General features: G+C 43.8%; 24 protein-coding genes and 1 pseudogene. 15 read left to right on the forward strand and 10 right to left on the reverse strand.

Annotated features, from left to right (window positions below; translation table 11 throughout):
• Positions 1–272 precede the first annotated feature (272 nt).
• Together IM475_RS07795 and IM475_RS07800 are read left to right on the forward strand one after the other, a co-directional pair.
• Complete coding sequence (locus tag IM475_RS07795; protein ID WP_287727204.1) at positions 273–2,123, forward strand: polysaccharide deacetylase family protein; 1,851 nt, start codon at positions 273–275, stop codon at positions 2,121–2,123.
• Positions 2,124–2,238: 115 nt separating this feature from the next.
• On the forward strand, positions 2,239–2,382 hold the full coding sequence (locus IM475_RS07800) for a hypothetical protein (RefSeq protein ID WP_287727205.1): 144 nt from the start codon (positions 2,239–2,241) through the stop codon (positions 2,380–2,382).
• 424 nt (positions 2,383–2,806) lie between these two features.
• Here the strand turns inward: IM475_RS07800 and IM475_RS07805 are convergent, their stop codons facing one another.
• Together IM475_RS07805 and IM475_RS07810 are read right to left on the reverse strand one after the other, a co-directional pair.
• The gene (locus IM475_RS07805; protein ID WP_002739175.1) at positions 2,807–3,082 is read right to left on the reverse strand and encodes a hemolysin XhlA family protein; all 276 of its coding nucleotides are present in this window, start codon (positions 3,080–3,082) and stop codon (positions 2,807–2,809) included.
• Between the two features lie 144 nt (positions 3,083–3,226).
• Positions 3,227–3,793 carry a Panacea domain-containing protein gene (locus tag IM475_RS07810; RefSeq protein WP_287658903.1) on the reverse strand — a complete coding sequence of 189 codons (567 nt, stop codon included), beginning with the start codon at positions 3,791–3,793 and terminating at the stop codon, positions 3,227–3,229.
• Positions 3,794–3,956: 163 nt separating this feature from the next.
• Here IM475_RS07810 and gloB point away from each other — a divergent pair, with 163 nt between their 5' ends.
• Positions 3,957–4,730: a hydroxyacylglutathione hydrolase gene (gene gloB, locus IM475_RS07815; protein ID WP_287727206.1), complete on the forward strand. Its 774-nt coding sequence runs from the start codon at positions 3,957–3,959 to the stop codon at positions 4,728–4,730.
• Between the two features lie 183 nt (positions 4,731–4,913).
• On the opposite strand, the gene adhE is transcribed toward gloB, so the two are convergent.
• From adhE to IM475_RS07830, 3 genes and pseudogenes are all read right to left on the reverse strand, one after another.
• Positions 4,914–7,580 carry a bifunctional acetaldehyde-CoA/alcohol dehydrogenase gene (gene adhE, locus IM475_RS07820; RefSeq protein ID WP_287727207.1) on the reverse strand — a complete coding sequence of 889 codons (2,667 nt, stop codon included), beginning with the start codon at positions 7,578–7,580 and terminating at the stop codon, positions 4,914–4,916.
• 317 nt (positions 7,581–7,897) lie between these two features.
• Complete coding sequence (locus IM475_RS07825; protein ID WP_287727208.1) at positions 7,898–11,515, reverse strand: DUF7149 domain-containing protein; 3,618 nt, start codon at positions 11,513–11,515, stop codon at positions 7,898–7,900.
• A 317-nt stretch (positions 11,516–11,832) separates the two neighbouring features.
• Positions 11,833–11,931: pseudogene (locus tag IM475_RS07830) on the reverse strand (type II restriction endonuclease); the annotation flags it as partial.
• 367 nt (positions 11,932–12,298) lie between these two features.
• Here IM475_RS07830 and IM475_RS07835 point away from each other — a divergent pair.
• From IM475_RS07835 to fmt, 4 genes are all read left to right on the forward strand, one after another.
• Positions 12,299–12,667, forward strand: coding sequence for a ribbon-helix-helix domain-containing protein (locus IM475_RS07835; protein WP_287727210.1), 369 nt, complete (start codon positions 12,299–12,301; stop codon positions 12,665–12,667).
• The gene (locus IM475_RS07840; RefSeq protein WP_287727211.1) at positions 12,664–13,083 is read left to right on the forward strand and encodes a putative toxin-antitoxin system toxin component, PIN family; all 420 of its coding nucleotides are present in this window, start codon (positions 12,664–12,666) and stop codon (positions 13,081–13,083) included. Before IM475_RS07835 ends, IM475_RS07840 begins: the two co-directional genes overlap by 4 nt.
• Before the next feature lie 516 nt (positions 13,084–13,599).
• On the forward strand, positions 13,600–14,394 hold the full coding sequence (pgeF, locus tag IM475_RS07845) for a peptidoglycan editing factor PgeF (protein ID WP_287727212.1): 795 nt from the start codon (positions 13,600–13,602) through the stop codon (positions 14,392–14,394).
• A gap of 42 nt (positions 14,395–14,436) precedes the next feature.
• Positions 14,437–15,414 carry a methionyl-tRNA formyltransferase gene (gene fmt, locus IM475_RS07850; protein ID WP_287727213.1) on the forward strand — a complete coding sequence of 326 codons (978 nt, stop codon included), beginning with the start codon at positions 14,437–14,439 and terminating at the stop codon, positions 15,412–15,414.
• Between the two features lie 29 nt (positions 15,415–15,443).
• On the opposite strand, the gene IM475_RS07855 is transcribed toward fmt, so the two are convergent.
• The 3 genes from IM475_RS07855 to IM475_RS07865 all read right to left on the reverse strand — a co-directional run bounded on the left by IM475_RS07855 (position 15,444) and on the right by IM475_RS07865 (position 16,994).
• On the reverse strand, positions 15,444–15,824 hold the full coding sequence (locus IM475_RS07855; RefSeq protein WP_287727214.1) for a cyclic nucleotide-binding domain-containing protein: 381 nt from the start codon (positions 15,822–15,824) through the stop codon (positions 15,444–15,446).
• Positions 15,825–15,827: 3 nt separating this feature from the next.
• Complete coding sequence (locus IM475_RS07860) at positions 15,828–15,998, reverse strand: type II restriction endonuclease (protein WP_287727215.1); 171 nt, start codon at positions 15,996–15,998, stop codon at positions 15,828–15,830.
• Positions 15,999–16,187: 189 nt separating this feature from the next.
• Complete coding sequence (locus IM475_RS07865) at positions 16,188–16,994, reverse strand: TlyA family RNA methyltransferase (protein ID WP_287727216.1); 807 nt, start codon at positions 16,992–16,994, stop codon at positions 16,188–16,190.
• A gap of 139 nt (positions 16,995–17,133) precedes the next feature.
• Here IM475_RS07865 and IM475_RS07870 point away from each other — a divergent pair, with 139 nt between their 5' ends.
• Positions 17,134–17,355 (forward strand): hypothetical protein, encoded by a 222-nt coding sequence (locus IM475_RS07870; RefSeq protein WP_002736250.1) that lies wholly within the window; start codon positions 17,134–17,136, stop codon positions 17,353–17,355.
• Positions 17,356–17,460: 105 nt separating this feature from the next.
• Here IM475_RS07870 and IM475_RS07875 read toward each other — a convergent pair whose 3' ends face one another.
• Together IM475_RS07875 and IM475_RS07880 are read right to left on the reverse strand one after the other, a co-directional pair.
• Positions 17,461–17,739, reverse strand: coding sequence for a DUF4164 domain-containing protein (locus IM475_RS07875; protein WP_287658890.1), 279 nt, complete (start codon positions 17,737–17,739; stop codon positions 17,461–17,463).
• A 62-nt stretch (positions 17,740–17,801) separates the two neighbouring features.
• Positions 17,802–18,032: a helix-turn-helix domain-containing protein gene (locus tag IM475_RS07880; protein WP_287727217.1), complete on the reverse strand. Its 231-nt coding sequence runs from the start codon at positions 18,030–18,032 to the stop codon at positions 17,802–17,804.
• Between the two features lie 248 nt (positions 18,033–18,280).
• Between IM475_RS07880 and ldpA the strand changes: the two genes are divergently transcribed.
• From ldpA to IM475_RS07915, 7 genes are all read left to right on the forward strand, one after another.
• Complete coding sequence (gene ldpA / locus IM475_RS07885; protein WP_287727218.1) at positions 18,281–19,282, forward strand: circadian clock protein LdpA; 1,002 nt, start codon at positions 18,281–18,283, stop codon at positions 19,280–19,282.
• A 117-nt stretch (positions 19,283–19,399) separates the two neighbouring features.
• Positions 19,400–21,145: a R3H domain-containing nucleic acid-binding protein gene (locus IM475_RS07890; protein ID WP_502865514.1), complete on the forward strand. Its 1,746-nt coding sequence runs from the start codon at positions 19,400–19,402 to the stop codon at positions 21,143–21,145.
• An 11-nt stretch (positions 21,146–21,156) separates the two neighbouring features.
• Positions 21,157–22,584 carry a hypothetical protein gene (locus tag IM475_RS07895; protein ID WP_287727220.1) on the forward strand — a complete coding sequence of 476 codons (1,428 nt, stop codon included), beginning with the start codon at positions 21,157–21,159 and terminating at the stop codon, positions 22,582–22,584.
• Between the two features lie 78 nt (positions 22,585–22,662).
• Positions 22,663–23,478: a Cof-type HAD-IIB family hydrolase gene (locus IM475_RS07900; RefSeq protein WP_287658957.1), complete on the forward strand. Its 816-nt coding sequence runs from the start codon at positions 22,663–22,665 to the stop codon at positions 23,476–23,478.
• Positions 23,479–23,591: 113 nt separating this feature from the next.
• The gene (locus IM475_RS07905; RefSeq protein ID WP_287727221.1) at positions 23,592–24,326 is read left to right on the forward strand and encodes a dienelactone hydrolase family protein; all 735 of its coding nucleotides are present in this window, start codon (positions 23,592–23,594) and stop codon (positions 24,324–24,326) included.
• Positions 24,327–24,422: 96 nt separating this feature from the next.
• Positions 24,423–25,280: a S1 RNA-binding domain-containing protein gene (locus tag IM475_RS07910; RefSeq protein ID WP_287727253.1), complete on the forward strand. Its 858-nt coding sequence runs from the start codon at positions 24,423–24,425 to the stop codon at positions 25,278–25,280.
• A gap of 112 nt (positions 25,281–25,392) precedes the next feature.
• Positions 25,393–26,250: a DUF6671 family protein gene (locus tag IM475_RS07915; protein WP_287727222.1), complete on the forward strand. Its 858-nt coding sequence runs from the start codon at positions 25,393–25,395 to the stop codon at positions 26,248–26,250.
• Positions 26,251–26,258: the final 8 nt, after the last annotated feature.

Genomic DNA, 26,258 nt, shown 5'->3' on the forward strand with positions numbered 1-26,258 from the left:
ATTGACAACTGCTCACTGATTACCACTGTCCACTGAAAACTCAAATCTGCTCACTGATAACTGATGACTGATAACTGATAACTGATGATAGTGTTCTAGAAAACTTGACAAGGGAACGGATTATGGGGAAACTCAGCTTGTAATCATTGGGCTTTGCTGACGAGAAAACAAAAGCCAAAAATCTAGATAAAAGGCAGTTTTTTTTCGGTAAATCAAGGCCTATCTGCTTTTTTCCTTTTTCCTTTCTACTTTTTACTTTATTACTTGATCTTATGCGTTGGCAAGCTCGGCAAAAATCTTCCTTTTCTTTCCTTCCCCTATACGGATTTTTGGCATTTATCGTCACTTGTCTGATTATTTGGACAATTTCTCTCTATCCTCGTTCTAATGCTCTGGTGGGGGGTGATTCTCTCCCCGCACCTTTTAGGGAGTTTCAACCGGAATGCGCGGATTATGTCCTAGAAAATAGTTCTTTTAAGGATATATCGAGAATTTTTGATTGTAAAACCTATAAAAACCTCTCCGATCGCGTGATTGTTTCCCTATCTCTCCAAAAAAACGATATTAGTCTCGATAATTGGCAAAATAACTCGGCAACGGCGATCGAATTAGCCCCCTGGCCGGAAATTCATCCCCGCGCTCAAGGGGCAAAAGTACCAGTTTTAATGTATCACGACATTTTACCAAAAAAAGAGGTATTTTTTGACGTTACTCCCGCCGAATTAGAGGCACATTTTCAGTTTTTGCAGGAAATCGGGGCAACTCCTATCAGTATCGATTGGTTAATTTCCCATCTGCGGACAGGGATCCCCCTTCCCGCTAAACCGGTTTTATTAACTTTTGATGATGGTTATGGGGGACATTACCAGTATGTCTATCCCTTATTGAGAAAATATAACTATCCTGCTGTTTTCTCGATTTATATCAATAAAATGGCTCAAAAAACTGGCAGAACCAGTGTCACTTGGCAACAACTCCAGGAAATGGCCGCCGATCCTCTAGTACAGATTGTCTCCCATAGTGTTAGTCATCCCCGGGATTTAAGGTTATTGTCCGATGCAGATTTAGAGCAAGAAGTCAAGCAATCGAAACAAATCTTAGAAAAAGAATTGGGTATTCCGATTAATTATTTTACATATCCGGAAGGGAAGGCGGACGATCGAGTGAAGGAATTCGTCAAAAAAGCGGGTTATCGGGCGGCTTTATCGATGAATGACCTCGATGAGCATTTTGCTGGACAATCTCCCAATTTACTCACGATTGGACGTTTTGGGCAATCGCGCACTAGGGAAGTTGTCCCGCAAGCTTGGGGAGGTGATCCCTTACCCCGTAGGGATGGCGGTTTTAACTTTGCCACCACCATCCAAAAACGGGAAGTGGAATTTTCAACTAATACACTTGTTCTGATTAGTGGCGGGATTCCCAAAACTATCCACGCTGATAGTCGCTATCAAGTGGAGGAAATTATCGCCGGTACAGAAGCGATCGCGGCTGTAGATGGCGGTTTTTTCTCTCTCAAGGAATTGGACTCAAATCAGATGATCGGGCCAGTTTTAAGCCAAAATGGCGGCTTTATACCGGGATATGAGGGAGAAATCGACAAGTTAGAGGGTCGTCCTTTAGTAATCATTACCGAGCGATGGGTGCGTTATCTTCCTTTTGATCCTGCCCGTCATAATACCCTAGAAGGAATCGCAGCCGAGGCCGGAGATGATCTCAAGGTGACGGATGCTTTTGTCGCGGCCGCTTGGTTAGTCAAAGATGGACAACCACAATCGCGAGAGTCCTTTGGTACACTTTACGGTTTTGATGCCCTGCGTCACCGGGCTTTTTGGGGGATTAATCAGGCAGGACAGCCAGTAATCGGGGTTTCCCGAGACCCGATCGATTCCATGGCTTTGGGAGAATTATTAGTACAGGCAGGTTTTCGGGAGGCGGTGATGTTGGATTCAGGAGCAAGCACCTCCCTCGCTTATCGGGGCCAGTCGCAAGTGCATTATACTCCCCGTCCCGTTCCCCACGTTGTCGCTTTATTTCCCCCCACAGAACCCGATATTGTTCCCGTTAGTCATGTGGGGATTCCCTGCGTAATTTTTGCCGATTCCTGTGCTGCGGGGAGTTAGGGGACAAAAAGTTGCTAACCAGAAAACGGCTGAAGCGGCGGTTTGGGTGATTCTAATCATACCCATCTCCTTTTTGATTACTTAAAATTACCCATAAGGAAATTTTCGAAACCTCATGACAGCATTAGATAAATACACAAAAGGCTTGCTTGCGATCGTTCTGACAGTGATTGTCGGAAATGCTATCTACGAATTTATTATCGATGAAATTATTTGTGCCGGTAGTCGAGAGCTTCAGGAAGGTCACTGTGAATTATAGTCATTTCAGATAAGTCTGATACACTCTAGACCAGTTAAACCCTTATGAACTCTGGCATTGATATTCTCAATCTTAATTGAAATGACTATATAGGGGTTGCTGAATAAATCTAAAAACCTCGTTGGGTAAGATTTTTAGACTTTTGGGAAATAAAAAAGTGCCAGCCATTGGAGGGATCGGGGGGAAAATTCCTGGACTTTTTCCCTGAAAATTAGGTAATTTACCAGATGAAAATGCGTAAAACCCTACACCCCACACCCTACCCCCACGAGAAACTTTTTCAGCAGACCCTATATACAGGAGTTCAGTTATTTTAAACGAAATTAACGGATTGCCCCCAACAGAAAACCCAGAAGCGCGCCACAGTTGCTGGTGCGCTTCCCGTACTTAAATAAATGCTATACACTAGCAAACTCATAGATGGTCAAGGATTCCCAGAAAAGAAAGAGCGCCACGATGCCGTAGCGATCGCCCCTCCTAAAAGAATTATTAACGTCCAGACCTGATTTTTCTGGGTTCCCTCAACCTTTTCGAGCCTTCTATCCATCCCATCGACTTTCTCAGTCAGTTTAGCTTGTCCCACCTCTAACTTAGTTAGCCGTTCGTCAATTTTGTCGATTTTGTGGCTAACTTCCTTAATACTGTCTTTGATTTCCTTGAGAACAGCTTCTAGGGAATAGGTAACGGTTTCGTTAGACATTTTGGTAAAATCCTTTTGACACTTCCCGCTCTAAAAAGACGGGGATTCTTGGTTCACAGAGATTACTTGCTTAGACAGAATTGCTTCTGAAGTTGACAACCCATAAATTAAAAGTCGCCCGACCCTACACTAAAGGGCGGGGCTTTAACCCAAAATTTTCGGTAAAGCTCCATCTAAATAGGCTTCTCGCTGGGCTTCTTGGCTAATATCTTCGATTTCCTCCTCCGTTTTACCCATAGATCGCAAAACATCCTCTACTAAAATTGGAATAGCCGAACCATGGGGATCCTTCCATTCTGGTAAATCGTGAGTCCATTCGGCTACATGAAAGGGATCGAGATGGCCAAAAGTGTTGTAAACCTGTTTAAGAATCATTTCTTCTTCTTCACAGAGTTCTTCATTGCCGGGATATTGCAGCAGGTCAACATAATTAGAATCCCGGGGAGAAATATATTTCGACCACAGGGGTAAAGCAGAGTCCACGGGCTGTCCTTTAATCAAATCATAAACACCACTGAGAACCGGTCCATAATCCATTGATATATATCTATCCCCAGTAATTGGTTGATCCATGGTTTTTAAAGCAAGACGGTCAGCTATATAGAGCATTTTCAGCAACCCTAAATACTTCATCGGTTTGCCGTGCAGCTTTAAGAGTATAGCAGCGGCTTCAACTGCTTTCTCTGGATGAAACCGAAATTTGATCGTCATAACTACTATAAATTCACTGCTTTTTTATGACACTTTTATTATAGTTATTATTCTACATCGGCCATATTTAAGATTTTGTCCCAGTGGTTGAGGTTTCTAGCCTGATTTCTGAAAGATGCTGCTATAGGTATGATCGAGTTAAACCTTAGCCCAAGATTCTACCATGGAGATCGAACGTCTTAACGCCCTTTCCGATAATTATATTTTCCTCCTCTACGATCGAGCGCAAAAAATCGCGGCCGTGGTAGATCCGGCCGAACCTGAACCGGTTTTCAGGCGATTAGAGGCTTTACAGGTGGATTTAGTCGCTATTTTCAATACCCATCACCACGGCGACCATGTGGGGGCTAATCAGGCTTTAATTAATCGTTATCCCCATCTTTGTGTTTATGGGGGAAAGGAGGATCGCGGTCGCATTCCGGGCCAGCAGCTGTTTTTAGAGGAGGGGGACCGGGTGGAATTTGCCGGTCGCTGGGCCGAGGTTTTCTTTGTCCCCGGCCACACTCGCGCTCATATTGCCTATTATTTTCCCCCGGTTAACCCCGGAGATTACGGTGAGTTATTCTGTGGTGATACCCTGTTTTCGGGGGGTTGTGGTCGTTTATTTGAGGGAACACCGGGCCAAATGGTGGCTTCTTTAACCAAATTGCGATCGCTGCCTGACCAGACTAGGGTTTGGTGCGCTCACGAATATACGTTAAATAATTTAAAGTTTGCCTTGACAGTTGACCCTAATAATGCTGCTCTGCAACAGCGTTATCGGGAAGTGGAGAAAAATCGCGCTGAAGATATTCCCACGATTCCGGCAATTTTGGGGACGGAAAAGCTGACTAATCCTTTTTTGCGTTGGGATAGTCCCGCTTTGGCCATGACCATGGATAGCAATGAACCAGTACAAGTGTTTGCACGGCTGCGGGGGAAAAAAGATAATTTTTAAGCAGTGGCTGAGTAGGTAGGTGTTAAAAACTCTCAAATCCCCCCTTATTAAGGGGGGTAGGGGGGATATCCCCTGATTAAGGGGGGTAGGGTGTGGGGTGTAGGGTGTGGGGTGTAGGGTGTGGGGTTGATTCATGAATCAACCCTACTAGGGGGTAGGGGGGATCAAAGGCAAAATCTATCCCTACAAGCTCAACGGTTGCGGCTCTAACTTCAAATCGGCAAGACTGACATCACCGTGACCATTTACCGCCACCTCTAGGGGCAAATTGCCGTGATAAGCTTGGATTAACAGGGTTTTTAAGTCCTCAATCAGGGGATAACGGGGATTGGCTCCGGTACACTGATCATCGAAAGCTTGTTCGGCTAAATGGTCTAATTTGGCCATAAATTCGGCTTCAGTTTCGGGAATTACCTCTTTAATACTGGCCGGAATACCGATTTCCCGTTTTAAACATTCGATCGCTAATACCAATCTTTCCACACTTTCGGTCTCGCTTTCTCCTCCCAATCCCAAGGAATGAGCGATCCTGGCATAGCGCCACTTCACGTTAGGATATTTGTACTGAGAGAAAGTCGCCTGTTTAAAGGGGGCATCGGTGGCATTATAGAGGATGACGTGGGAAATCATCAAGGCATTGGCTAGACCGTGGGGAATGTGGAAAATTGCCCCTAATTGGTGGGCCATGGAGTGACAGATGCCTAAAAAGCCATTAGCGAAGGCCATTCCTGCCATTGTCGCCGCATAATGGACTTTTTCCCGCGCTTTCGGGTCTTTAGCTCCGTTATGATAGGAACTGGGCAAGTATTTAAACAGCAGTCGGATGGCATCTTGAGCAAGAGCATTAGTATATTCTGAGGCTAAAACCGAGACGTAGGCCTCAAGAGCGTGAGTTAAAGCGTCAATTCCGCCGTAGGCTGTTAATTTTTTCGGCATATTCAGCACTAATTCCGGATCGACAATGGCCATGCTGGGAGTTAGAGCATAATCGGCCAAAGGATACTTAATATTATTACGGCGATCGGTCACGACGGCGAAGGGAGTCACTTCTGATCCTGTTCCCGAAGTGGTGGGAATACACACCATCAGAGCTTTTTCGCCTAAAGGGGGCAATTCATAGACTCGTTTGCGGATATCCATAAAACGCATGGCCAAGCTCTCGAATTCTATCTCTGGATGCTCGTAGAGTAGCCACATGATTTTAGCCGCATCCATGGGGGAACCGCCACCGATAGCGATAATCACATCGGGATTGAAGGTATTAATTACATTTAACCCCCGTTCGACGGTTTCTAGGGAAGGATCGGGTTCCACATCATAAAAGATATTAATCGTGATGCCGATTTCTTCTAAAACCTCCTCTAAAGCTGCGGTAACTCCTAGGTCAAAAAGAGGTTTATCGGTGACAATAAAGGCCCGTTTTTTGCCGGCTAATTCCCGAATAGCGACGGGTAATGCTCCGTATTTAAAATATACTTTTGGTGGTACTCGGAACCAAAGCATATTTTCCCGGCGCTCGGCTACGGTTTTAATATTTAATAGGTGGGTAGGTTCGACGTTTTCACTGATGGAATTACCGCCCCAAGTGCCACAACCGAGGGTTAAACTAGGATCGAGACGGAAGTTATAGATATCACCAATTGCACCCTGGGAGGAAGGGGTATTAATTAATACCCGGGCCGTTTGTACGTTGTCTTGAAAGTGCTTAATATGTTCCCGATTGGAGGGTGCGGTATAAAGCACGGCCGTATGACCTCGACCGGCAAATAAGACCAGTTTTTCGGCTTTTTTGACCCCATCTTCAAAGTCTTTGGCTCGGTACATAGCTAAAATTGGCGAGAGTTTTTCGTAGGAAAATGGTTCCTCTAAGCCAATATTTTCTACTTCTCCGATTAGTAAGCGGGTATCTTCGGGAACGGAAATTCCGGCCATGGTGGCTAATTTTTCTACCGGTTGTCCGACAATATCGGGGTTGATATGACCATCTTTTAGGAGAATCCCGACGACTTTTTCCCTTTCTTCGGGGGAAAGAAGATAGGCCCCGCGATCAATAAATTCCTGTCGAACTTCTTTATAGATGCTATCGACAACGATTACCGATTGTTCGGAGGCGCAAATCATGCCGTTATCAAAGGTTTTACTGAGAATAATCGAGGAAACGGCCATTTTTATGTGAGCAGTTTCGTCCACTAAAGCGGGGGTATTGCCGGCACCGACTCCTAGGGAAGGTCTTCCGGAAGAATAGGCCGCTTTTACCATACCAGGACCGCCGGTAGCAAGGATTAAATTAATGCTGGGATGTTGCATTAATGCTTGGGAAAGTTCCACCGATGGCTGATCGATCCAACCAATAATACCGGCCGGTGCGCCCGCTTTGACGGCCGCTTCTAAGACTATTTTGGCCGCTGCGATCGTGCAGTCTTTGGCTCGCGGATGGGGGGAAAAAATGATGCCGTTGCGGGTTTTCAGGGCAATTAGGGCTTTAAAAATGGCTGTGGAGGTGGGATTTGTGGTGGGTACGATCCCCGCTAAAATGCCCACGGGTTCGGCGATTTTTTGCAATCCAAAGGATTTATCTTCTTCGATAATGCCGCAGGTTTTGCTGTGTTTATATTTGTTGTAGATGATTTCTGAGGCAAAATGGTTTTTAATCACTTTATCTTCTATTACTCCCATCCCTGTCTCTTGTACTGCCATTTTAGCTAGGGGAATACGCGCGTTGTTGGCTGCTAATGCCGCTTTTTTGAAGATAAGATCTACTTGTTCTTGGTTATAGTTGGCAAATTGTTGTTGAGCTTTTTTTACCTGTTGTATCAGTTCTTCTAGCTCTTGTCTATTGGTAACTATCATAACAATTTTGTTGAAAAAATTAGGCATTTTATTCTATTATAGCTTTTTTCGCCAAGGTACTCGCTCAATCTTGGGATTTTCTTTATAGTTTCCTAAGCATTGGTATTATAGAATACTAATAATTCTAGGTAATAGGTATGGGGAAGTGGGGAGATGGGTTTTAAAGTTCGATTGGGAGTTCATCATACTATTAAAAACAGAATTTATCATGAGAACGAATGTATCAAATTTAAGTCCCCCTTTTTAAGGGGGATTTAGGGGGAGCAAATTTTTTTTAGTCCTTTGGGATGCTTTTGGGTGCGTTACTACATTTATATTTATTTTATTTCCCCCTCTATTATCCTGATTTCTTCCTCGCTTAATCCATACAATTCATACACTATTTTGTCAATCTCTTTTTCTAACTCGCTGGTGTCGGCAGAATTATCTTCTGATTTCTTGGCTAAAATTTGGTTAACAAGAGTTTCAATTGTTTCTTGTGTTTTACTGTCTGCAAGTTTTATAGGTAGCTTTTCTACCGATGAAATTCTTACTTGTGGAAAAATATCACCACCTTGAGAATTTGTTTTTTGATAATAGAACTTGAACAAGGTGGAATTGAAAAGTCCTAAAACATATTTTGTTTTAAATCTTTTGTCTGTGATATGGCAACTATGTATCGTTTGTTCATAGTAAATCCCTTTTTCTGCGTATGTGGCGATGAGTTCTTTCCCAACTTTGCGGTAAATAATTTTATCTCTCTCAAATATTTTTTTATCTCTCATCCAAAGACCAGATCTTTTACCCGCTTGTCTTTTAACTTCTTGTTTCATCATCTCTTCGGGTTTATAATTAACCCAAACATCAGTTGTGCCTAAATAAAATCTTGAAAGGTTTTTACCGAAATAAAGTTTGTGACTGTCTTTGTCTATTTTTTTATCAATAAACAAAATGTCTTTGATTGTACCTGCAACAATTCCGTCTTTCACTTCTGCAATTTCTTTTAATTTCAGTGTATCTGCCTCAATTTTAGCAATGAGGTTATCAAGTTTGGTATTTATTTCTAAACGAAAAATTATCTCCTTATCGTTCAAGATACTTGATACTTCAGTTTCTGAAAGCTGTTGCAATTCTTGCCTTGTGATTTTAAATGCTTTGTATTGTGCTTTTGTGGTGGGATAATTTTCTACAATTACACTATTTACTTGTGCATCTTCAAATACTTTTTCGTCAATTTTTACAACCGTAACTCCGTGATTATCGCAAACAATTTTACGAGCAGTAACAAATTGTTTGTTGTTTAAAAACTTTCCTGGAATAATGTAAGTGAAAACACCTGTCGGCTGTTTTATTTGCATTGCTTTCTCAATGAATAGAGAATACAAGTCAAATCTTCCAGTAGCCGTTTGATAAATGGTTTCGTAAAATCTTCTATGGTCCCAAGTTATATCTTCAATACTTATATAAGGAGGATTACCTATAATGACATCAAAACCGATAAAATTCCCCTTATCGTCTAGAACTTCGGGGAACTCGAAGCGCCATTCAAAAGCATTATGATAAATCTTACCGCTTTCAATCTCCTCTAGTTGCGGACGTAACTTATCAATCTCATTCCTTAACTGAATAATCTTCCTTTCACGCGCTTTCTTTTCCTTGGGTGACTCCTCAAATAACAAAATTTGATTCTCTAGACTATATAAATCCGTTTCCAAACCCCGCAAGCGCTTTTTCAGAGGATTATCTCCCTGTAAAGTCTGACGAAAACTACTCTTAATCTCACTTATCAATCTCTCCATCTCGCGCTTTTGCGATTTATCCTCCGCATTGCGATAGACTCTCACCGCATCCTTATAACTCTCGATACTTAAACGATTTTTGCGGGAAAAGACTTGTAAATCATTGGATAACCCAAAGCGACTAATCAGAGAATTGCCAACCTTGATATTAATATCGATATTCGGTAACGTCTCTAACTCGTTATCTGCTTTGTAGTAAGCATTCTTGAGTAACTCAATCCATAAACGCAACCGACAGATTTTCACCGAGTTGGGATTGATATCGACTCCAAAGAGACACCCCTCAATCAGACGCTGTTTTTCCTGAAATAAAGTCTCCTGTACTCGCTGACTTTCTCGGTTGCGGGGATTATATTCAAACAGATTACCGTCATCATCGGTGACGATTAACTCATCGTTCACCACCTCAACCCGATAATCCCTGAGAGTTTTACCCTCTTTATCCACTAAAATCTGTAACTCACTCTTAATCGCGATTATCTCGTTCAAAGCAGAAACAAGAAAATGTCCCGAACCCACCGCAGGATCACAAATTTTGAGACTATTGATAATAGCATTGGCTGCCGTTTTATCTTTGATGCGGTTATACACATCCTCGATAGTCTGACAATCCCATCCCTGACTCTGGTTAAATTTCTCTATTACTGCGCGTCGAATCGTTTCCCGACACATATACATAGTGATGAAACCGGGGGTGAAAAAGGAACCATCCTTATATCCGTTGATTTTCTCGAAGATTAATCCCAACACTGACGCATTGATAAGAGTCTTATTGTCCTCCTGTATCGCTTCCCCACCTTCGCTGCTAAAATCGTAGGCATTGAGAAACTCGAATAGGTATGCTAAAGCGTTGATTTCTCCTGTTCGCTTTTTCCCCTGACTATCCTTTAAGACTGTTCCTGCAAAAATCTCTATATTCTCCGAACGCAGGTTACTGATGACTATGGTTGATTGTTCTAAGTCTGTGGGTTCAAATAGGGAACTGTTGAGATAGGGAACCTGAGTATGGGTATTCTGGATGTCTTTGCTTCTTTCTGTCTGTTTTTTGGCCAAAACGCTGAAAAATAAGCGATTTAAGTCGTCATAGTTGGCAATTTTGCCTAAATTGAGAAACCCTAACGACTTATCCCCCCGATGATACCGAATTATCTGCGCTTCCAATAGTTTGAGGAAGAGGATTCTATTTATCCAGGTTATCCCCAACTCTAAACCGATATTCAATAGTCTCTCCTCCTCCGTCTCCCCAAATTCTTCGGGATTGGGTAAACGAGAGATTTTATCTAAACTCTCCACTTGACTGATAGCGTTCTCTAGCAGCGAACCGGGTTGTCGCGCTGCCGGTTGCGGATGTCGGATGAGTTTTGTTCCTCCCTCTTTTCTCTCTGTCAATCCGATGATATGCAGCAGTTCACTATAAAAGTTTTTGTCGAGACTGTTGCTATCGTTCGCAAAGGGGAGTTTTAAGAGGTGTTCGGGAGAAAAGATTTTATAGAGACTGATGAGGTTATGTTCATCCTCCCGGATGGTTTGGGAGTATTCCCGCAAGTCAAAATGGGTGTATGTCAGGGAATCGAGTATGGAGTTAAGGAAGGGTTCTCCTATCTGTTTATAGAAGAAGTCGGTGGTTTTTCCCGTTAGTCTCCCCGTCTCAAAGTCATTAAACTGTCTGACAAGTTCCTGATTTTGTGCGAATAGTCTCTCGAAGATATTCCCATCGAAGATAAACCACTCATATATATTGGTAGCAATCAGGTGTTTTATCTCTAGGTTTTTCTCGGTTATCCTTTCCCGTAGGAAGTAGAGGAGTAATTCCTGTAATGCTTTACAGTTGAGTTTGTCTCTCCGCAGCATCTCGCTTTTATTGCTGGGTTTCTTGACTTCCAGTATTACCCCCACGGAATCCCGCGACTCTTTCCCATTATGGATGACTAAATCATTCCTTCCCTTGGTGTTGATGAAATGTTGAGGACTATAGTAGCTGTGTTTGAGAAAGTCTGCAAGCAGGTTTTTGTGGAATTCCTCTGATTCTGTCTCGTTTATACTCCCCAAAAGTTGTTCTAGGTGGGTTTGAAACTTCTCTACCTGACTACGATTCGGTTTGACTCTCAGAAATGCTTTGTTTAATGCTTGTCGGGGAGAGAAATTTTCCGTCTTCATACCTTTATCCCTATTCCTACTCAACCCGATTTTTCAGGCTATTTTTTTCTCTCTTATCTTTGCTCAAAAACTATATATATATTTGCGCACGGATTCCCATTATCTAAAAAGTCTAAAGCAAGTCTCGTCATTTGTCAAGGGTTTTTAGAAAAAAATCGAGCCGATTTTATATCCATCAGCAGTCAGCTTTGGATTCTGTCTCGTTTATACTCCCTAAGAGTTGTAGTTAGTCCCGATGAAAAAATTTTCACCCCCACAGATGAAAGAGGTTTCCTTCCCTACACCCCACACCCTACACCCCACACCCTTTTTCCAGTCAGGTGGGTTTGAAACTTCTCCACCTGACTACGATTCGGTTTGACTCTCAGGAATGCTTTGTTTAATGCTTGTCGGGGAGAGAAATTTTCTGTCTTCATACCTTATCCTCTTCCTACTCAACCCAGTTTTTCAGGCTATTTTTTTCTCTCTTATCTTTGCTCAAAAACCCTATATATATTTGCGCACGGATTCCCATTATCTAAAAAGTCTAAAGCAAGTCTCGTCATTTGTCAAGGGTTTTTCTGAAAATTTCCCCACTTCCCCAGTTCCTGGAAGATTTTGAACATTTGCCCCCCGAACAGTTGCTGAGTGCTATTATGAAAAAGGATGCAAGAATCAGGTGGTTGATGGCTGAGATTAAGGGGGTTTTAAATCAGGATAAAGAAAATGTTGTTAGGCATCAGGGTCAGATTAAGGTTTCTACTATATTCAAGCTTTATCTAATCTTCAAACTATTTGGTAATTATGATACAAATTACGTTAACCCCTGAACAGGAACAGTTTTTAGAAAGACAACTGAAAACTGGTAAATATAATACCCCTCAAGAGGTTATCTCTAAAGCGTTTCAGCTATTAGAAGAACAGGAGGATGAAATTATATTACCCGATTATGTTAAAGGGACAGAATCCGCAAAAGCTTTATTAAAAGAAAAGATTAGGAAGTATCGAAAAGAACGGGAACAAAATAAGGACAAACCGATTGATCCTGAAAGAGTAAGGTTAAGTCAGGAATTAAGGAATTTATTTAATAAAACTCAAGCAATTCCGGGTATTCAAGATATTACAGAAGAAGAAATAGCTGCCGAAATTGACGCTTATCGGAGAGGAGAATGAAGGTTATTGTTGATACTAACATTCTTGTTTCTGCGGTTTTAAAAGGAAGAAAACCGAGAGAGATTGTTCAATTTATTAGTGACCATTCTGATATTGATTGGATAGTTTCTCAGGAAATTTTAGCCGAATATCGAGAAGTTTTAAATAGACGGAAATTAAAGTTAACTGATGAAGTAAGACAGGAATGGCTTGATAAAATTGAAACGATTCCTAAAGTAATAGAAGTTAATGTTAGTGTAGATTTTGCCAGAGATGCCAAAGATGCTAAGTTTATCGCTTTAGCAAGGGTTAGTGAGGCGGATTTTTTGATTACTGGTGATCGGGATTTTGAGGAGATGATAGAATTAGAACAAACGGTTATTATTTCGGTTTCTTTGTTTTATGATTTGTTTATAGGTGAGGGTGAATATGAGTGAAAGTGGGGATTTAGAATAAGAAATCGTCATCAACGAGATGAAACAACTCAGAAAAAAAGCCATCCAAGAATTAGACGCACTGTTTCCCAGTATCCTAGATAAAACCTTCAAAGGAGAACTATAAATCCTCGATAATTGCCATAATCCCCTGATTAGAGGTATTTGGATAATATTCATCCCCACATAACATTAAAATTAAATCTGCCCTTTCCTCAATCTGTCGCGAATCTCGAATAATGCTTTGTTTAATGCTTGTCGGGGAGAGAAATTTTCTGTCTTCATACCTTTATCCCTATTCCTACCCAACCCGATTTTTCAGGCTATTTTTTTCTCTCTTATCTTTGCCCAAAAACTATATATATATTTGCGCACGGATTCCCATTATATAAAAAGTATAAAGCAAGTCTCGCCATTTGTCAAGGGTTTTAAGTAATAATCTTCCGGTTGCCTTTTAGCCAAGCTCAGAACTAGGATAGGAGAGAATAAGGTATTATTGCAGCCAGAGAGGCTTAGACTGTGACCAATGTAGCGATCGATATGCGATTAACCGAGACTTCTCTGTGGCAATGGCAAACATGGCAAGGATTGCCCTATCTTACCTGTAATCTCCTAGAGGATTGGTCTCACGGCTTTTTTACCCGTCATTATTACCCCCAAACCCCGGAAGCTTTTACGGACGCTTTAGGGGCAAATGTACCAGTTTACCGGGTCAAACAGGTACATGGTGATCGCCTATTAAATCCCCAAGGGATTACTAACCCAGAAATAGCCGAAGCGGATGGAATTATCACCGATGCTTCCGGTCAAGGGATTTGGGTGGCTAGTGCTGATTGTACGCCTGTACTAATAGGCGATCGCTCTAGCGGTGTTGGGGTGGCGATTCATTCTGGATGGAGAGGGACAGCTAAGGGAATAGTTGTCAAAGCAGTTAAGCAGTTATTAAACTCTGGTAGTTGTTTAGATAACTTAGTGTTGGCCCTGGGGCCGGCAATTGCCGGGGAAGTGTATCAAGTCGATGGAGAAGTTGCCGCAGAAGTGGGTTTAAGTTTATTTCCTCAAGAAACCAATCCCGACCAAATTCTGGCGAATTTATTTAACCTCTCCCCTTCCCCCTTATTTGCTGACGAGGAAAAAGGAAAAGTGCGCTTGGACGTGCGAAGGGTGATTTATCATCAACTACAACAGTTAGGAATTAGGGATGAACAAATCGCGATCGCTCCTTTTTGTACCTATCAACAAGAAGATCATTTTTTCTCCTATCGTCGGGAAAAAGCCAAAAAAATCCAATGGTCCGGCATAGTTAGTCGTTAATGGTTACTGCACACTGATAACTGAAAAATCCCCCCTTTTCCCATGCGTATTGTTTTTTTCGGAACCCCGACTTTTGCTGTTCCCACCCTAAAAAAATTATTAGCCAATCCCGATATAGAAGTAATTGCCGTCGTTACCCAACCGGACAAGCGCCGGGGAAGGGGTAATCAATTAATCCCCTCACCGGTGAAACAAATAGCCATAGAACAGCAAATACCGGTTTTGCAGCCCAAAAGTGTGAAAAAAAATGCTAAAACCTTAAATTTTCTCAGACAATCCCGAGCGGATGCTTTTGTAGTCGTTGCCTACGGACAAATCCTCTCCCCAGAAATTCTAGAGATGCCGAGATTAGGCTGTATTAACGTTCATGGCTCAATTTTACCGAAATATCGGGGAGCGGCCCCCGTGCAGTGGTGCATCGCTAGGGGAGAAAAAGAAACCGGCATTACCACCATGTTAATGGATGCGGGCATGGACACCGGACCGATGCTACTGAAAGCCTACAGCCCGATCGCTCTTTTTGACAATGCCGAACAGGTGGGAGCAACCCTAGGGCAAATGGGGGCGGATTTGCTCCTAGAAACCCTCTCTAAGCTCGATCGAGCAGAAATTACCCCAATTCCTCAAAATAACGACGATGCCACCTATGCCCCTTTAATTGAGAAATCCGACTATCTAATCCACTGGCAAGATTCGGGCCGGACAATTCACGATCGAGTCCGGGGTTTTTATCCTCATGCGCTGACCACTTTCCGGGGACAACCCCTAAAAGTGATGGCCACTATTCCCCTAGACGATCCTAGTCAACTTCCTCCAGAATTACAGACAAAAGACCTTTCTCATCTAAGCGGAGAAGTGGGAGCGATCGTGGCTCTCTGGAAAAATTTCGGGCCGGTAGTGCAGACGGGTGAGGGTTTATTATTATTAAAAGAAGTGCAATTATCGGGAAAACCTCCGCGTTCTGGTGGGGATTTGGTCAATGGTTCCCGTTTAACTATCGGTGAGATTTTCGGTCAATAGTTTTCGGGGTATGGCTTTCTTTTGCTCCTTTATGCTTCACTGGTGAAGATTTTTTTCAACTTGCGAAAGCGATCGGAATAACTTCTTAACACTTCGATCGCAAACATGGGAGTTTCCTGCACGGCAAATAAAAACTGTGGTTGATTGAGATAGGCTAATTTACAGTCAGTTTTGGCGATAGCTGTGGATTCTCGCCGTTTATCTGGGTGCAGGAGTGCTCCTGCTCCGAATACGTCCCCTTTTTGTAGAGTTTCTATCAATTGCCCCTTGACATACATCTCCACTTCTCCGCTAAGAATACCGTACATTAACTCGCCCTCCGTGCCATCGGCAAAAATAACTTCACCAGCTGGAAAAGTGCGATCGGGATGATTTTCGAGAATTTTAATCGTTTCTACGGGACTTAACATGATTTAACAATAATTTTTCGGGTTATCTCTCCCATTTTCCAATAGATTGAACTCCCCGATCATCGTTTTTGTATGTAAGAATACCTGAAACTTCTCTACCTGACAAAGATTCGGTTTGACTCTCAGAAATGCTTTGTTTAATGCTTGTCGGGGAGAGAAATTTTCCGTCTTCATACCTTTATCCTCTTCCTACCTAATCCGATTTTTGAGTCTATTTTTTTCTCTCTTATCTTCTCTTAAAAACCCTATATATATGGGCGCACGGATTACCATTATACATAAACTATAAAGCAAGTCTCGCCATTTGTCAAGGGTTTTCCGAAAATTTCCCCCTCTCCCCACTTCCTTGAGAAAATACCTGGTTTAAAACTGTTCGATCGCTGCTTGGGTGATTTCTGCGATCGCTGATAAACTGGGACTAACTGGGCCGATATCGGTGGATAACCAGAGAAGATACTCGACGTTACCCGCAGGTCCGGTAATGGGAGACCAAGTTAAACCCCGATAGAACCATCCTAAGACTTCTGCGGCCTGTAAAACCTGAAAAATTGCCGCTGCTTGGTCTTGGTGGTCGCGAACTACCCCTTTTTTGCCGACTTTTTCCCGTCCCACCTCGAATTGGGGTTTGACTAATAAAATCGCTTCTCGCGGTGGATTTAATAGCGTCCACAGGGTCGGTAAAACTTTGGTCAGAGAAATAAAAGACAGATCCATAACTGCTAAATCGGCGGGTTTTTCTGATCCGTATAACTTTTCTGGGGTTAAATAGCGAAAATTAGTTCTTTCTAGTAAAATAACCCGTTCATGCTGCCGTAAACTCCACGCCACTTGTCCATAACCCACATCGACCCCATAAACCCGTTTTGCCCCTTTTTGCAAGAGACAATCGGTAAATCCCCCCGTGGAAATGCCTCCATCTAAACAAATGCGATCGCGGACATCAATGGCAAACAATTCTAAGGCCTTGGCTAATTTTTCGCCCCCCCTTGACAAATAGGGCAGTTTCTGCTTAATCTCGATCGCCGCTTCTGGATCGATTTCTGTGGCAGGTTTATCGATGATTTGATGATTGACTTTCACCTCTCCAGCGCGAATTAATCGCTGTGCCTGTTGACGGGAATCACAGAGATTTTTGGCTACTAATAATAAATCTAATCTTTGTTTCGGCAAGGAAGGCCTCCCAATAATCAGCGCCTAATTCTAAAAAATACCTTATTTTTCCGCAAGCAATCCCAGAAGGAAGATTATAAGTAAAGATAGGGACAAGCGGAACCCATCAGCTAAATTTTCGCTGCCATCCCGATATTTTATGGATAAAGATACTCGATTCGCCATTTTAGTCATTGGCATTCCCTTTCTCGGACTAGCTTACTGTGGCTTGATTTTTGCCGTGATGATTTATTGGGTCTGGGCCCGGGAACATCCCGTAACCATGGCCACTTTTTTCGTCCTTGCTCCTTCTTTGATTTCTGGCTCTATTTGGCTGTTAGCTTCCTATAAAGCCCGTCAAAAGCAGCGTTTGGGTTTATAGTTGAATGTAGAGGCCGATGGCATTCGTCCAAAAAGAATCAACTGGATTTTAGAACTTGGTTTAGGTCTTTAGTGTCAACCTCGGCCTAACCGAGGGCGATCGCTGTCAGGGATTGGGGAAAAAACCAAAAAGTTTAGCTGCCCCTCCTAAAATGGCGACAACTAGGGCGATAAAAATCCCCCGGTTGGTAAATTCCTGATAAGCAACCCGTGTCGTTAGTCCTTTAATTTCCGTAGTTAGTCGCTCATCTAAAGCTTTAATGTCCCCTCTGATCTCCGATTGTCCTATTTCTACTTTGGTTAACCGTTCATCGATTTTGTCTATTTTACCCTCGATCCTTGTCAGAACAGCTTCTAGGGAATAAGTAACGGTTTCGTTAGCCATTTTCTGTCTCCTATATTTTCTTTAATTGCGATCGCTGGTGAGATTGGGGATAACTAAATATGTCAGTCGTCTTGACATGGTGCGATCGCTCCAGCTAGTTGTGCAAGTGAGCAGTTAAGGGATTGACATAGCTTTAATGTTTGCGATGGGTTCATTCTCGGTTCCCTGTAGCCTGTTTCCCAATTGCTTACGGTTTGCACTGTCACACCTAACCGTTCCGCTAGTTTTCTTTGAGTTAACCCAGCGTTCTCCCGTAATTTCTGCATACGCTGTCCTAGTTCCCTATCCGTCATTATATCTCAAAAATTATCTAAACATACTATTGACATTATATAACTATCATTATACATCAAGAATATAAAGGAAGACGACCGCCCTTCGGTGACTTACTGGTAAAAAGACAATGAAGTTGTTGAATAAATCGGTTTTACTTACCGTTTCTGACTTAGTACGTCCAAGAAGAATCAATAATCAGTCTTTAGGTAAGAATCAGAGCAGCACAGGGCTGACATTTAGGGACTGGCCGCGATAGGATGAAAAAGTGCTAGATAAAAACTCCTCTCCCTTACAGTCCTTAGTTGCGGGTCACTGGTTCAAGCTCATCTGTGGAGCTAGTTACCAAGATTTGCCCACGATTCGCAACCTTGCATTGGCCTATACTATCGTCGGAGCCGATTGTATTGATGTGGCCGCCGACCGAGCCGTGATCCTTGCGGCCAAAGAAGGCATCGAAACCGCCGCCAAAATCGCCGGATTCCCGCCCAATCGACGACCTTGGTTGATGGTCAGTCTCAATGACGGTGAAGATCCCCACTTTCGTAAAGCTGTCTTTAACCCGCAACTTTGTCCAGTCGATTGTCCCCGTCCCTGCGAAAAAATCTGTCCCGCTTATGCTATCGATAGGGGAGGAGTGATCGAACAGCGCTGTTATGGTTGCGGTCGCTGCTTACCCGTTTGTCCCAGGCAAATAATCGAGACAAAATCCCGTGTCTGTCAACCCGCAGAAATTATCCCCTTAATTATCGAAATGGGAGTGGATGCGATCGAAATTCATACCCAAGTCGGTCATGGAGAGGAATTTGCTCGACTCTGGCAAGCGATCGCACCTGTCAGTAAAAACCTAAAAATCCTCGCCATAAGTTGCCAAGATCATGAATATATCATTGATTACCTCCACTATCTGCGAGAAACCATTTCACCCCTAAACTGTCCTCTGATTTGGCAGACTGACGGCCGACCGATGAGCGGCGATATCGGCAAAGGAACCACCCACCCGGCCATTAACATGGCCAAAAAAGTCCTCTGTGCCAATCTAGCCGGATTTGTGCAGTTAGCTGGGGGAACCAATGACCACACCGTGACCAAATTACAGCAACTGGGACTGAGAGAAAAAATCGCTGGTATTGCCTATGGAAGTTACGCCCGTTCATTGATTTTGCCAATTTTAGAGCATTTAGACCAGCCTAACCTTGAAAATGACCCCCAAGCCTACCAAGAAGTCGTTAAAGCCGCTTCTATTCTCGTGGCTCAATTGAAAGCCTAGCCTTGCTCAAAAAACTATAATATTTTTTTAATTGACAACTAACCCATAAATGTGTTAGACCCCAAGAAAATCTTGGAAATAAAAACGGCCAATTATCGCCAAAACCTTTTACTATTAATGCCAGAAACCCTACCCTCCTCTCGGATGCCAGTTACCGACGATTTAAACAAACTCTTGGCAATTCTACCTGCGCGGATTCGCACCAAAATCGAGGAACACCCGCGGCAGCATCAACTGATCGAAGTGGTTATGGATTTGGGACGCATACCAGAAGCGCGTTTTCCCGATGGGGCGATCGATCTGGGGGACGAACCGATCTCAAAAGAAGAAATCCAGTATTCGATCGCCAGGGTGGGCAGTTTTAGCGGCGATAATCGCGCCGGGATTGAACGCACCCTGCACCGCATCAGTGCCATTCGCAATCGAGACGGGGAAATTATCGGTTTAACCTGTCGTATCGGTCGGGCCGTTTTCGGTACGATCACCCTAATTAACGACCTGGTGGAAACGGGTAAATCCTTGCTGCTGCTCGGTCGTCCGGGGGTGGGGAAAACCACGGCCTTGCGGGAAATAGCCCGAGTTTTAGCCGACGATCTCAATAAACGGGTAGTGATTATCGACACCTCCAACGAAATCGCCGGAGATGGAGATATTCCCCATCCGGCCATCGGTCGCGCTCGTCGGATGCAGGTGGCCCGTCCGGAATTGCAGCATCAAGTCATGATCGAAGCGGTGGAAAACCATATGCCGGAGGTGATCGTGATTGATGAGATCGGTACGGAATTAGAAGCTCTGGCCGCTCGCACGATCGCCGAACGCGGGGTGCAGTTAGTGGGAACCGCCCACGGCAATCAACTGGAAAATTTAATTAAAAACCCGACTTTATCGGATTTAGTCGGGGGAATTCAGGCAGTAACTCTCGGAGACGAAGAAGCACGCCGCCGGGGTTCCCAGAAGACCGTTTTAGAACGCAAAGCACCGCCCACCTTTGACATTGCCATCGAAATGTTGGAACGTCAGCGCTGGGTCATCCACGAGGACGTATCCACCACTATCGACCAACTGCTGCGGGGACGGGAAGCAATTGCCCAAATCCGTTGGGTGGACGAGGAGGGAAAAGTACAGGTCGCTCAGGAAGAACCAAAACCGGAAAACCTCACCCCTTTGCGTCGCAATTATCTGCCAGAAATGGATAAACCCAAGGGATGGCGGGCCGATGGCCGGATGACTCCCGTGGCCCGTTTTGGTGCAGGCGGACTCAACCGAGAAAACGATTTTGATCGCCTCCTCGAACAATCCTGGCTGCAGGAAGAACCGGAAACGGAAAAAGTCCGCGTCCCCGGTCCCAATGGCGAAGATTGGCCGGTTTATGTCTATCCCTACGGGGTTAGTCGCGCCCCGATCGAACAGGTAGTACAAGCCCTAGATTTGCCGATCGTTTTGACCAAAGATTTACAGGGGGCCGATGCGGTGCTAGCCCTGCGTTCCCACGTTAAAAATCAGTCAAAATTGCGTCAAATTGCCAAAGTAAGACAAATTCCTATCCACGGCATCAAATCCAATACCCTGCCCCAAATTTCTCGGGGTTTAAAGCGGATTTTGGGCATTGATGACCCGATGAATCAGGAAGGTGCCGACCTGCGTTTATTTGCCCGCAGCGGCAGCGATGACGAGATCGAAGCTTTAGAGGAGGCCAGGTTAGCGGTGGAACAAATCGTTATTCCTACCGGTCAACCGGTGGAGTTACTGCCGCGATCAGCGAAAGTACGGAAAATGCAGCACGAATTAGTGGAACATTACCGTCTCCAATCCGATAGCTTCGGAGAGGAACCGAATCGCCGTATTCGCATCTATCCAGCTTAGGAGTCAGGAATTTGAAGCGACGCACGCTAATTATTATGGGTACGGGGGCGGCGATCGGTGCGGTGGCCTCCCTGATTATCCATCGTCCCGAATCGGCGGCGGAATTACGGGACAAAATGCCCCTGGCCGAAAGAATTAAGCTCTGTCTCGATCTGGCTAGGATTAAACTAACCACTACGATCGACTATATTGACAGTTATGCCTATCTTGGCATTGTTTATCCCTATCTTACCAATCCAGAGCCATCGGGTTTTAATTTCTTCAATTGGCGACGGATGCTCAATAGTCCCACCCCCGGCACTTGGAAGTTAGCAAAGGCCAATTTTTGGGCAGCCGGGGCTTTTCCTGCTTTGTTATGGAAAATGGCTGATTTAGAATCAGACCCTATGTATGGCGGCTTTTGGTCAGCTGCTGCGAAAAAATGGAGCGATCCCTTAAAAGAAGCCAGTTTGAAGAACAAAGACATCGCTCTTAATAATTTACTGGTGTTTGCTCCTTGGTTTGAGTCGGGACAGGGCCAGGAAAAACAGGAAGCTTTAGAGATAACTTTACAGGGAGCCAGACAACTAGCGCAACCCTTTCAGGATGGCAAGGGGAGTTATCACAGCGATATCGGGACTTTTGGCTGGCTACGCAAGGCCGATCGCACCGATCAGCAAGAACATTGGCAGGTTTTTATGGACCATACGATCAATATAGAACAACTGCTCTGGGCAAGTCTCCACAATTCTGACCCCAAGGAAGCAAAAGATTGGCAAGAAAAGGCCCTTTCCCACATCCGCACCATTAGCCGCACCTTTGGGGCTAATCGTCGCCCGGGTAAAACGGGAACTTGGCAAAGAGGCTATTTTGATCAAAATGTCAACTCTCCCACCTATAGAAATTTCTTATTTAATGAGGGAAAACAGGGCTGGCGCGATGATAGCACTTGGTCCCGGGGTCAAGCTTGGTTTATTTATGCTGCCACGACGGCCTATATTTACACTGGCGATCCGGAAATGTTAACCATTGCCAAGGATGCCATTAATTATTATCTGGAAAATTTGCCCGATCGTTGGCCCGGTGGACAAAGACGCGCCGGAGATTTTATTCCCCCTTGGGATTTTGATTATGCCTTGCAAAAAAATGCCGCTACCGAAAGGGATTCTTCGGCAGCAGCGATCGCTGTGGCGGGGATGATTCGCTTATTAAAAGCTTTACCCAGCAGTGATGCTAGTTATGGAACCTATCGAGAGGCGATCGATAATATTCTCTTGAATCTGACTTCTTTTCAGTATTTTCCCGATGAAACCGCCCCAGAGATGAGTCTATTGCGTCATGGTTGTTATCATCATCCCGCATCGATCCGACCCAGCCAAATCTATGATACGGGTTTAATTTGGGGAGACTTCTTTTTTATCAATGCTTTGGCTGAATACCAAAATTTACCCGATACTTAATAGACTACTTAATTCTTACCCTTTTTGAGGGGGGAAGTGGCAAACTATTAACTGTTGACCGTTGAATGGGAAAAGACTGTGGATATTCGCTTAATCGTTGTCGATGTGGATGGAACGATCGCTGGGGATAACAATCAGGTTAATCCGGCTGTGGTGCAAGCTGTCTCGGCCGTCCAAAAAAAGGGAATTCGCGTCGCTATCGGCACTGGTAGGATGTACCGCTCGGCTTTACGTTTTCATCAACGCCTTAAATCGAGTTTACCTTTAATTGCTTACAATGGTGCTTGGATTCAAGATCCTGTTTCCCAAGTTCACCATCGACATACTCCCATTTCCCCCGACTTAGCGATCGATCTTTTAGATTATCTCGAACAACCCCAATGGAAGGAGAAAATCTCCCTTAATTTTTATATGGACGATGTGCTTTATGTGCGGCAATTAAACGCGGAAACGGAATTCTATCGGCAGCGATCGGGTATTATTGCCGAAGCAGTGGGAGATTTACGCAAAGTTGCCCACAAAACTACTAAAATCCTGGCCATGGGGGAAGATAAGCAATTTATCGCCGAGATTTGGCAGCATTTACAGCAACGTTATCAAAATCAAGATTTATACTTTACCCAATCGAGTCCGACTTTTTTTGAAGTTACCCACGTTGAGGCTACCAAGGGAAGCGCTGCCAAATTTTTGGCCGAAGATATCCTAGGATTACAACCCAAAAACGTCATGGCGATCGGTGATAATTTTAATGATGTTTCTATGCTCACCTACGCGGGTGTCGGTGTCGCCATGGGTAATGCTCCCCAAGCTGTTAAGGATCAAGCCGATTGGGTTGCCCCCAGTGTAGACTTAAATGGGGTAGCCGCGGCCTTGGAAAAGTTTGTTTTGATTTGAGGAATGGGGAAGTGGGGGAATGGGGAAATGGGGGAATGGGAAATTTCAACTAAAACCCCAACACCCTAAAACCCCGAAACCAAAAAAACAACAGCCTTTTTACCGAGAAAATTATGACCATTAATACGCAAACTGTTACGATTCCTAACAAAGATATTGACATAGATGCCTATTTAGCCATTCCCGATCGGGTGGGAATTTACCCGGCAATTATCGTGATTCAGGAAATATTCGGCGTAAACGACCATATTCGCGATGTCACCCGCAGAATTGCCCAAGAAGGCTATATAGCGATCGCTCCTGCCATTTATCAGCGATTCGCTCCTGGTTTTGAAACGGGGTACAGTATGGCAGATATCGAAATCGGTCGTCAGTACAAAGAACAAACCAAAGCAGCCGAATTAATCAGCGATATCCAGGCCACCATCGATTATCTTTATAGTTTGCCACAGGTGCAAAAAACCGGTGTCGGCATGATCGGTTTTTGTTTTGGTGGTCATGTGGTTTATCTTGTCTCCACTCTAGAGGATATCAAAGTTAGTGCCTCTTTTTACGGTGCGGGAATCACCACGGGAACCCCCGGTGGTGGCCAAGCGACAGTGAAGGTGACTCCCCAAATCAAGGGGACAATCTACGCATTTTTCGGGATGTTAGATGCGAGTATTCCCCAAAAGCAAGTGGATGAGATAGAAAACGCATTAACTCGTTATCAAATTCCTCATCGAGTTTTCCGCTATGAAAACGCCGACCATGGCTTTTTCTGCGACCAAAGAGCTAGTTATAATGCTAAGGCGGCCAAATCTGCCTGGGATCATGTGCTAGAGTTATTTAGCCTTCTTAAATCTTAATGGTCTGACTCCTCAAGCTTCAGCTTACACTGGAAGCAGATCGAAATCACAATTGTAACCATTCTATTTATCATGACACCGAACCCTGCCTTTTCCATGGACGATTTTGCCAAAGCTCTTGATCAATACGATTATCAATTTGAAAAAGGGCAGATCGTGCGCGGGAGAGTCGATCAACACACCTCCGATGGAGCATTCATCGATATTGGCGGCAAATCCTCCGCTTTTATTTCTTTAAGGGAAATTTCCCTGGAAAATGTTACTTCCATTGCCGAAGCTTTACCCATAGGTGCAGAATTCGATTTTCTGATTACCCGTGGACAGGATGCGGAAGGACAAGTTACCCTGTCTCTGCGGCAATTATTACTACAAAAAGCCTGGGAAAATGTCAGGGAAATCTCTGAAAGTGCTAAGTCGGTGCAGCTGCGCGTCACGGGGGTGAATAAGGGAGGAGTGACGGGAGAAGTGGAGGGATTAAAAGGATTTATCCCTCGCTCCCATTTAATCGAAAAAAATGATTTAGATTCCCTGATCGGACAACTTTTAACCGCAACTTTTATTCAAATCGATCAAGAAAATAATAAATTAGTTTTATCTCAGCGAGAAATTGCTCGCGCTAACGCTATCAGTCAATTAGCTGTGGGTAAATTATTAAGTGGCACCGTGGTTAAATTACAACCCTACGGTGTCTTTGTCGATTGCGGTGGAGTGACGGGATTACTCCATGCTAAACAGGTGACAGGAGCCTCTTTTAATTCTCCCATGACTTTCTTTAAAGTTGGTCAAGCAATTAAAGTGGTAGTCGCGGAAATTGACGAATATAAAAATCGCATTTCCCTATCCACAAAAATCCTCGAAGCGCACCCCGGCGAAATTCTCGAAAACTTTGCAGAAGTCATGGAAACAGCAGCAGAAAGATTACAACAAGCTCAGGGAAAAAACCCAGAAAGTTAAATCAGTTATCGGTTATCAGTTATCAGATGTGAGTTTTAAGTGGACAGTCTTAAGTAGAGAATTGCCGTTTTCTTTTCGCTGATTGCTGTTTTTTACTTTTTCCTTGCTCAAGATGTTTCAAGAAAAGATGTTTCAAGATCGGATAGCAATTTTAGGGACTATGCACGGAAAAGAGCGGGTAATTGCACCGATTTTAGCGCAAGAAATAGGCCTTAAGGTGATTGTACCCGATAATTTTAATACCGATCGCTTTGGCACTTTTACCCGGGATATTAAGCGCATCGGGACACAAATTGAAACCGCTCGCAGCAAGGCACAAGAAGCGATCGAGCTTTCGGGATACGATATCGGAATTGCTAGTGAGGGTAGTTTTTATCCCTATCCCAATTTGCCGTTGATTTCCTGTAATCGTGAATTGATTTTATTGCTCGATCGAGTCCATAATCTAGAAATAATTGGTCAAGCAATAGTCACGGAAACTAATCACGCTCACCAAACTGTCACTAATCTAGCAGCTGCTTTAGAATTTGCCGAAAAAATCGGGTTTCCTAGTCATGGATTAGTGGTGATGTTTGATAAAAATTCTCTCGACTCTGAGCAGATTTTTAAGGGAATTACTGACCAGAAAAATTTAGTTAAAATTGTTGAAGATATTCTTGACAAAAACGGCAAAGTACACCTAGAAACCGATATGCGCGCTATGCACAATCCCACGCGGATGAAAGCAATTGCAGCCGCAACGGCAAATCTGGTGCAGAAACTTAATCAATTATGTCCTAATTGTGGTTGTCCGGGGTTTGATATTATCGAAATAACATCGGGTTTACCCTGTGGTTTATGTCACTTTCCCACCTCTTTGATTAAACTGGAACTATACGGTTGTCAAAGGTGTGATTATCGAGAGGAAAAACTCTTTCCCAATGGTCAAAAAACCGCCGATCCGATGTATTGTGAATATTGTAATCCCTAAAGATAGCT

The organism is Microcystis sp. M061S2, from assembly GCF_020245605.1.
In the GTDB taxonomy this organism is placed as follows: domain Bacteria; phylum Cyanobacteriota; class Cyanobacteriia; order Cyanobacteriales; family Microcystaceae; genus Microcystis.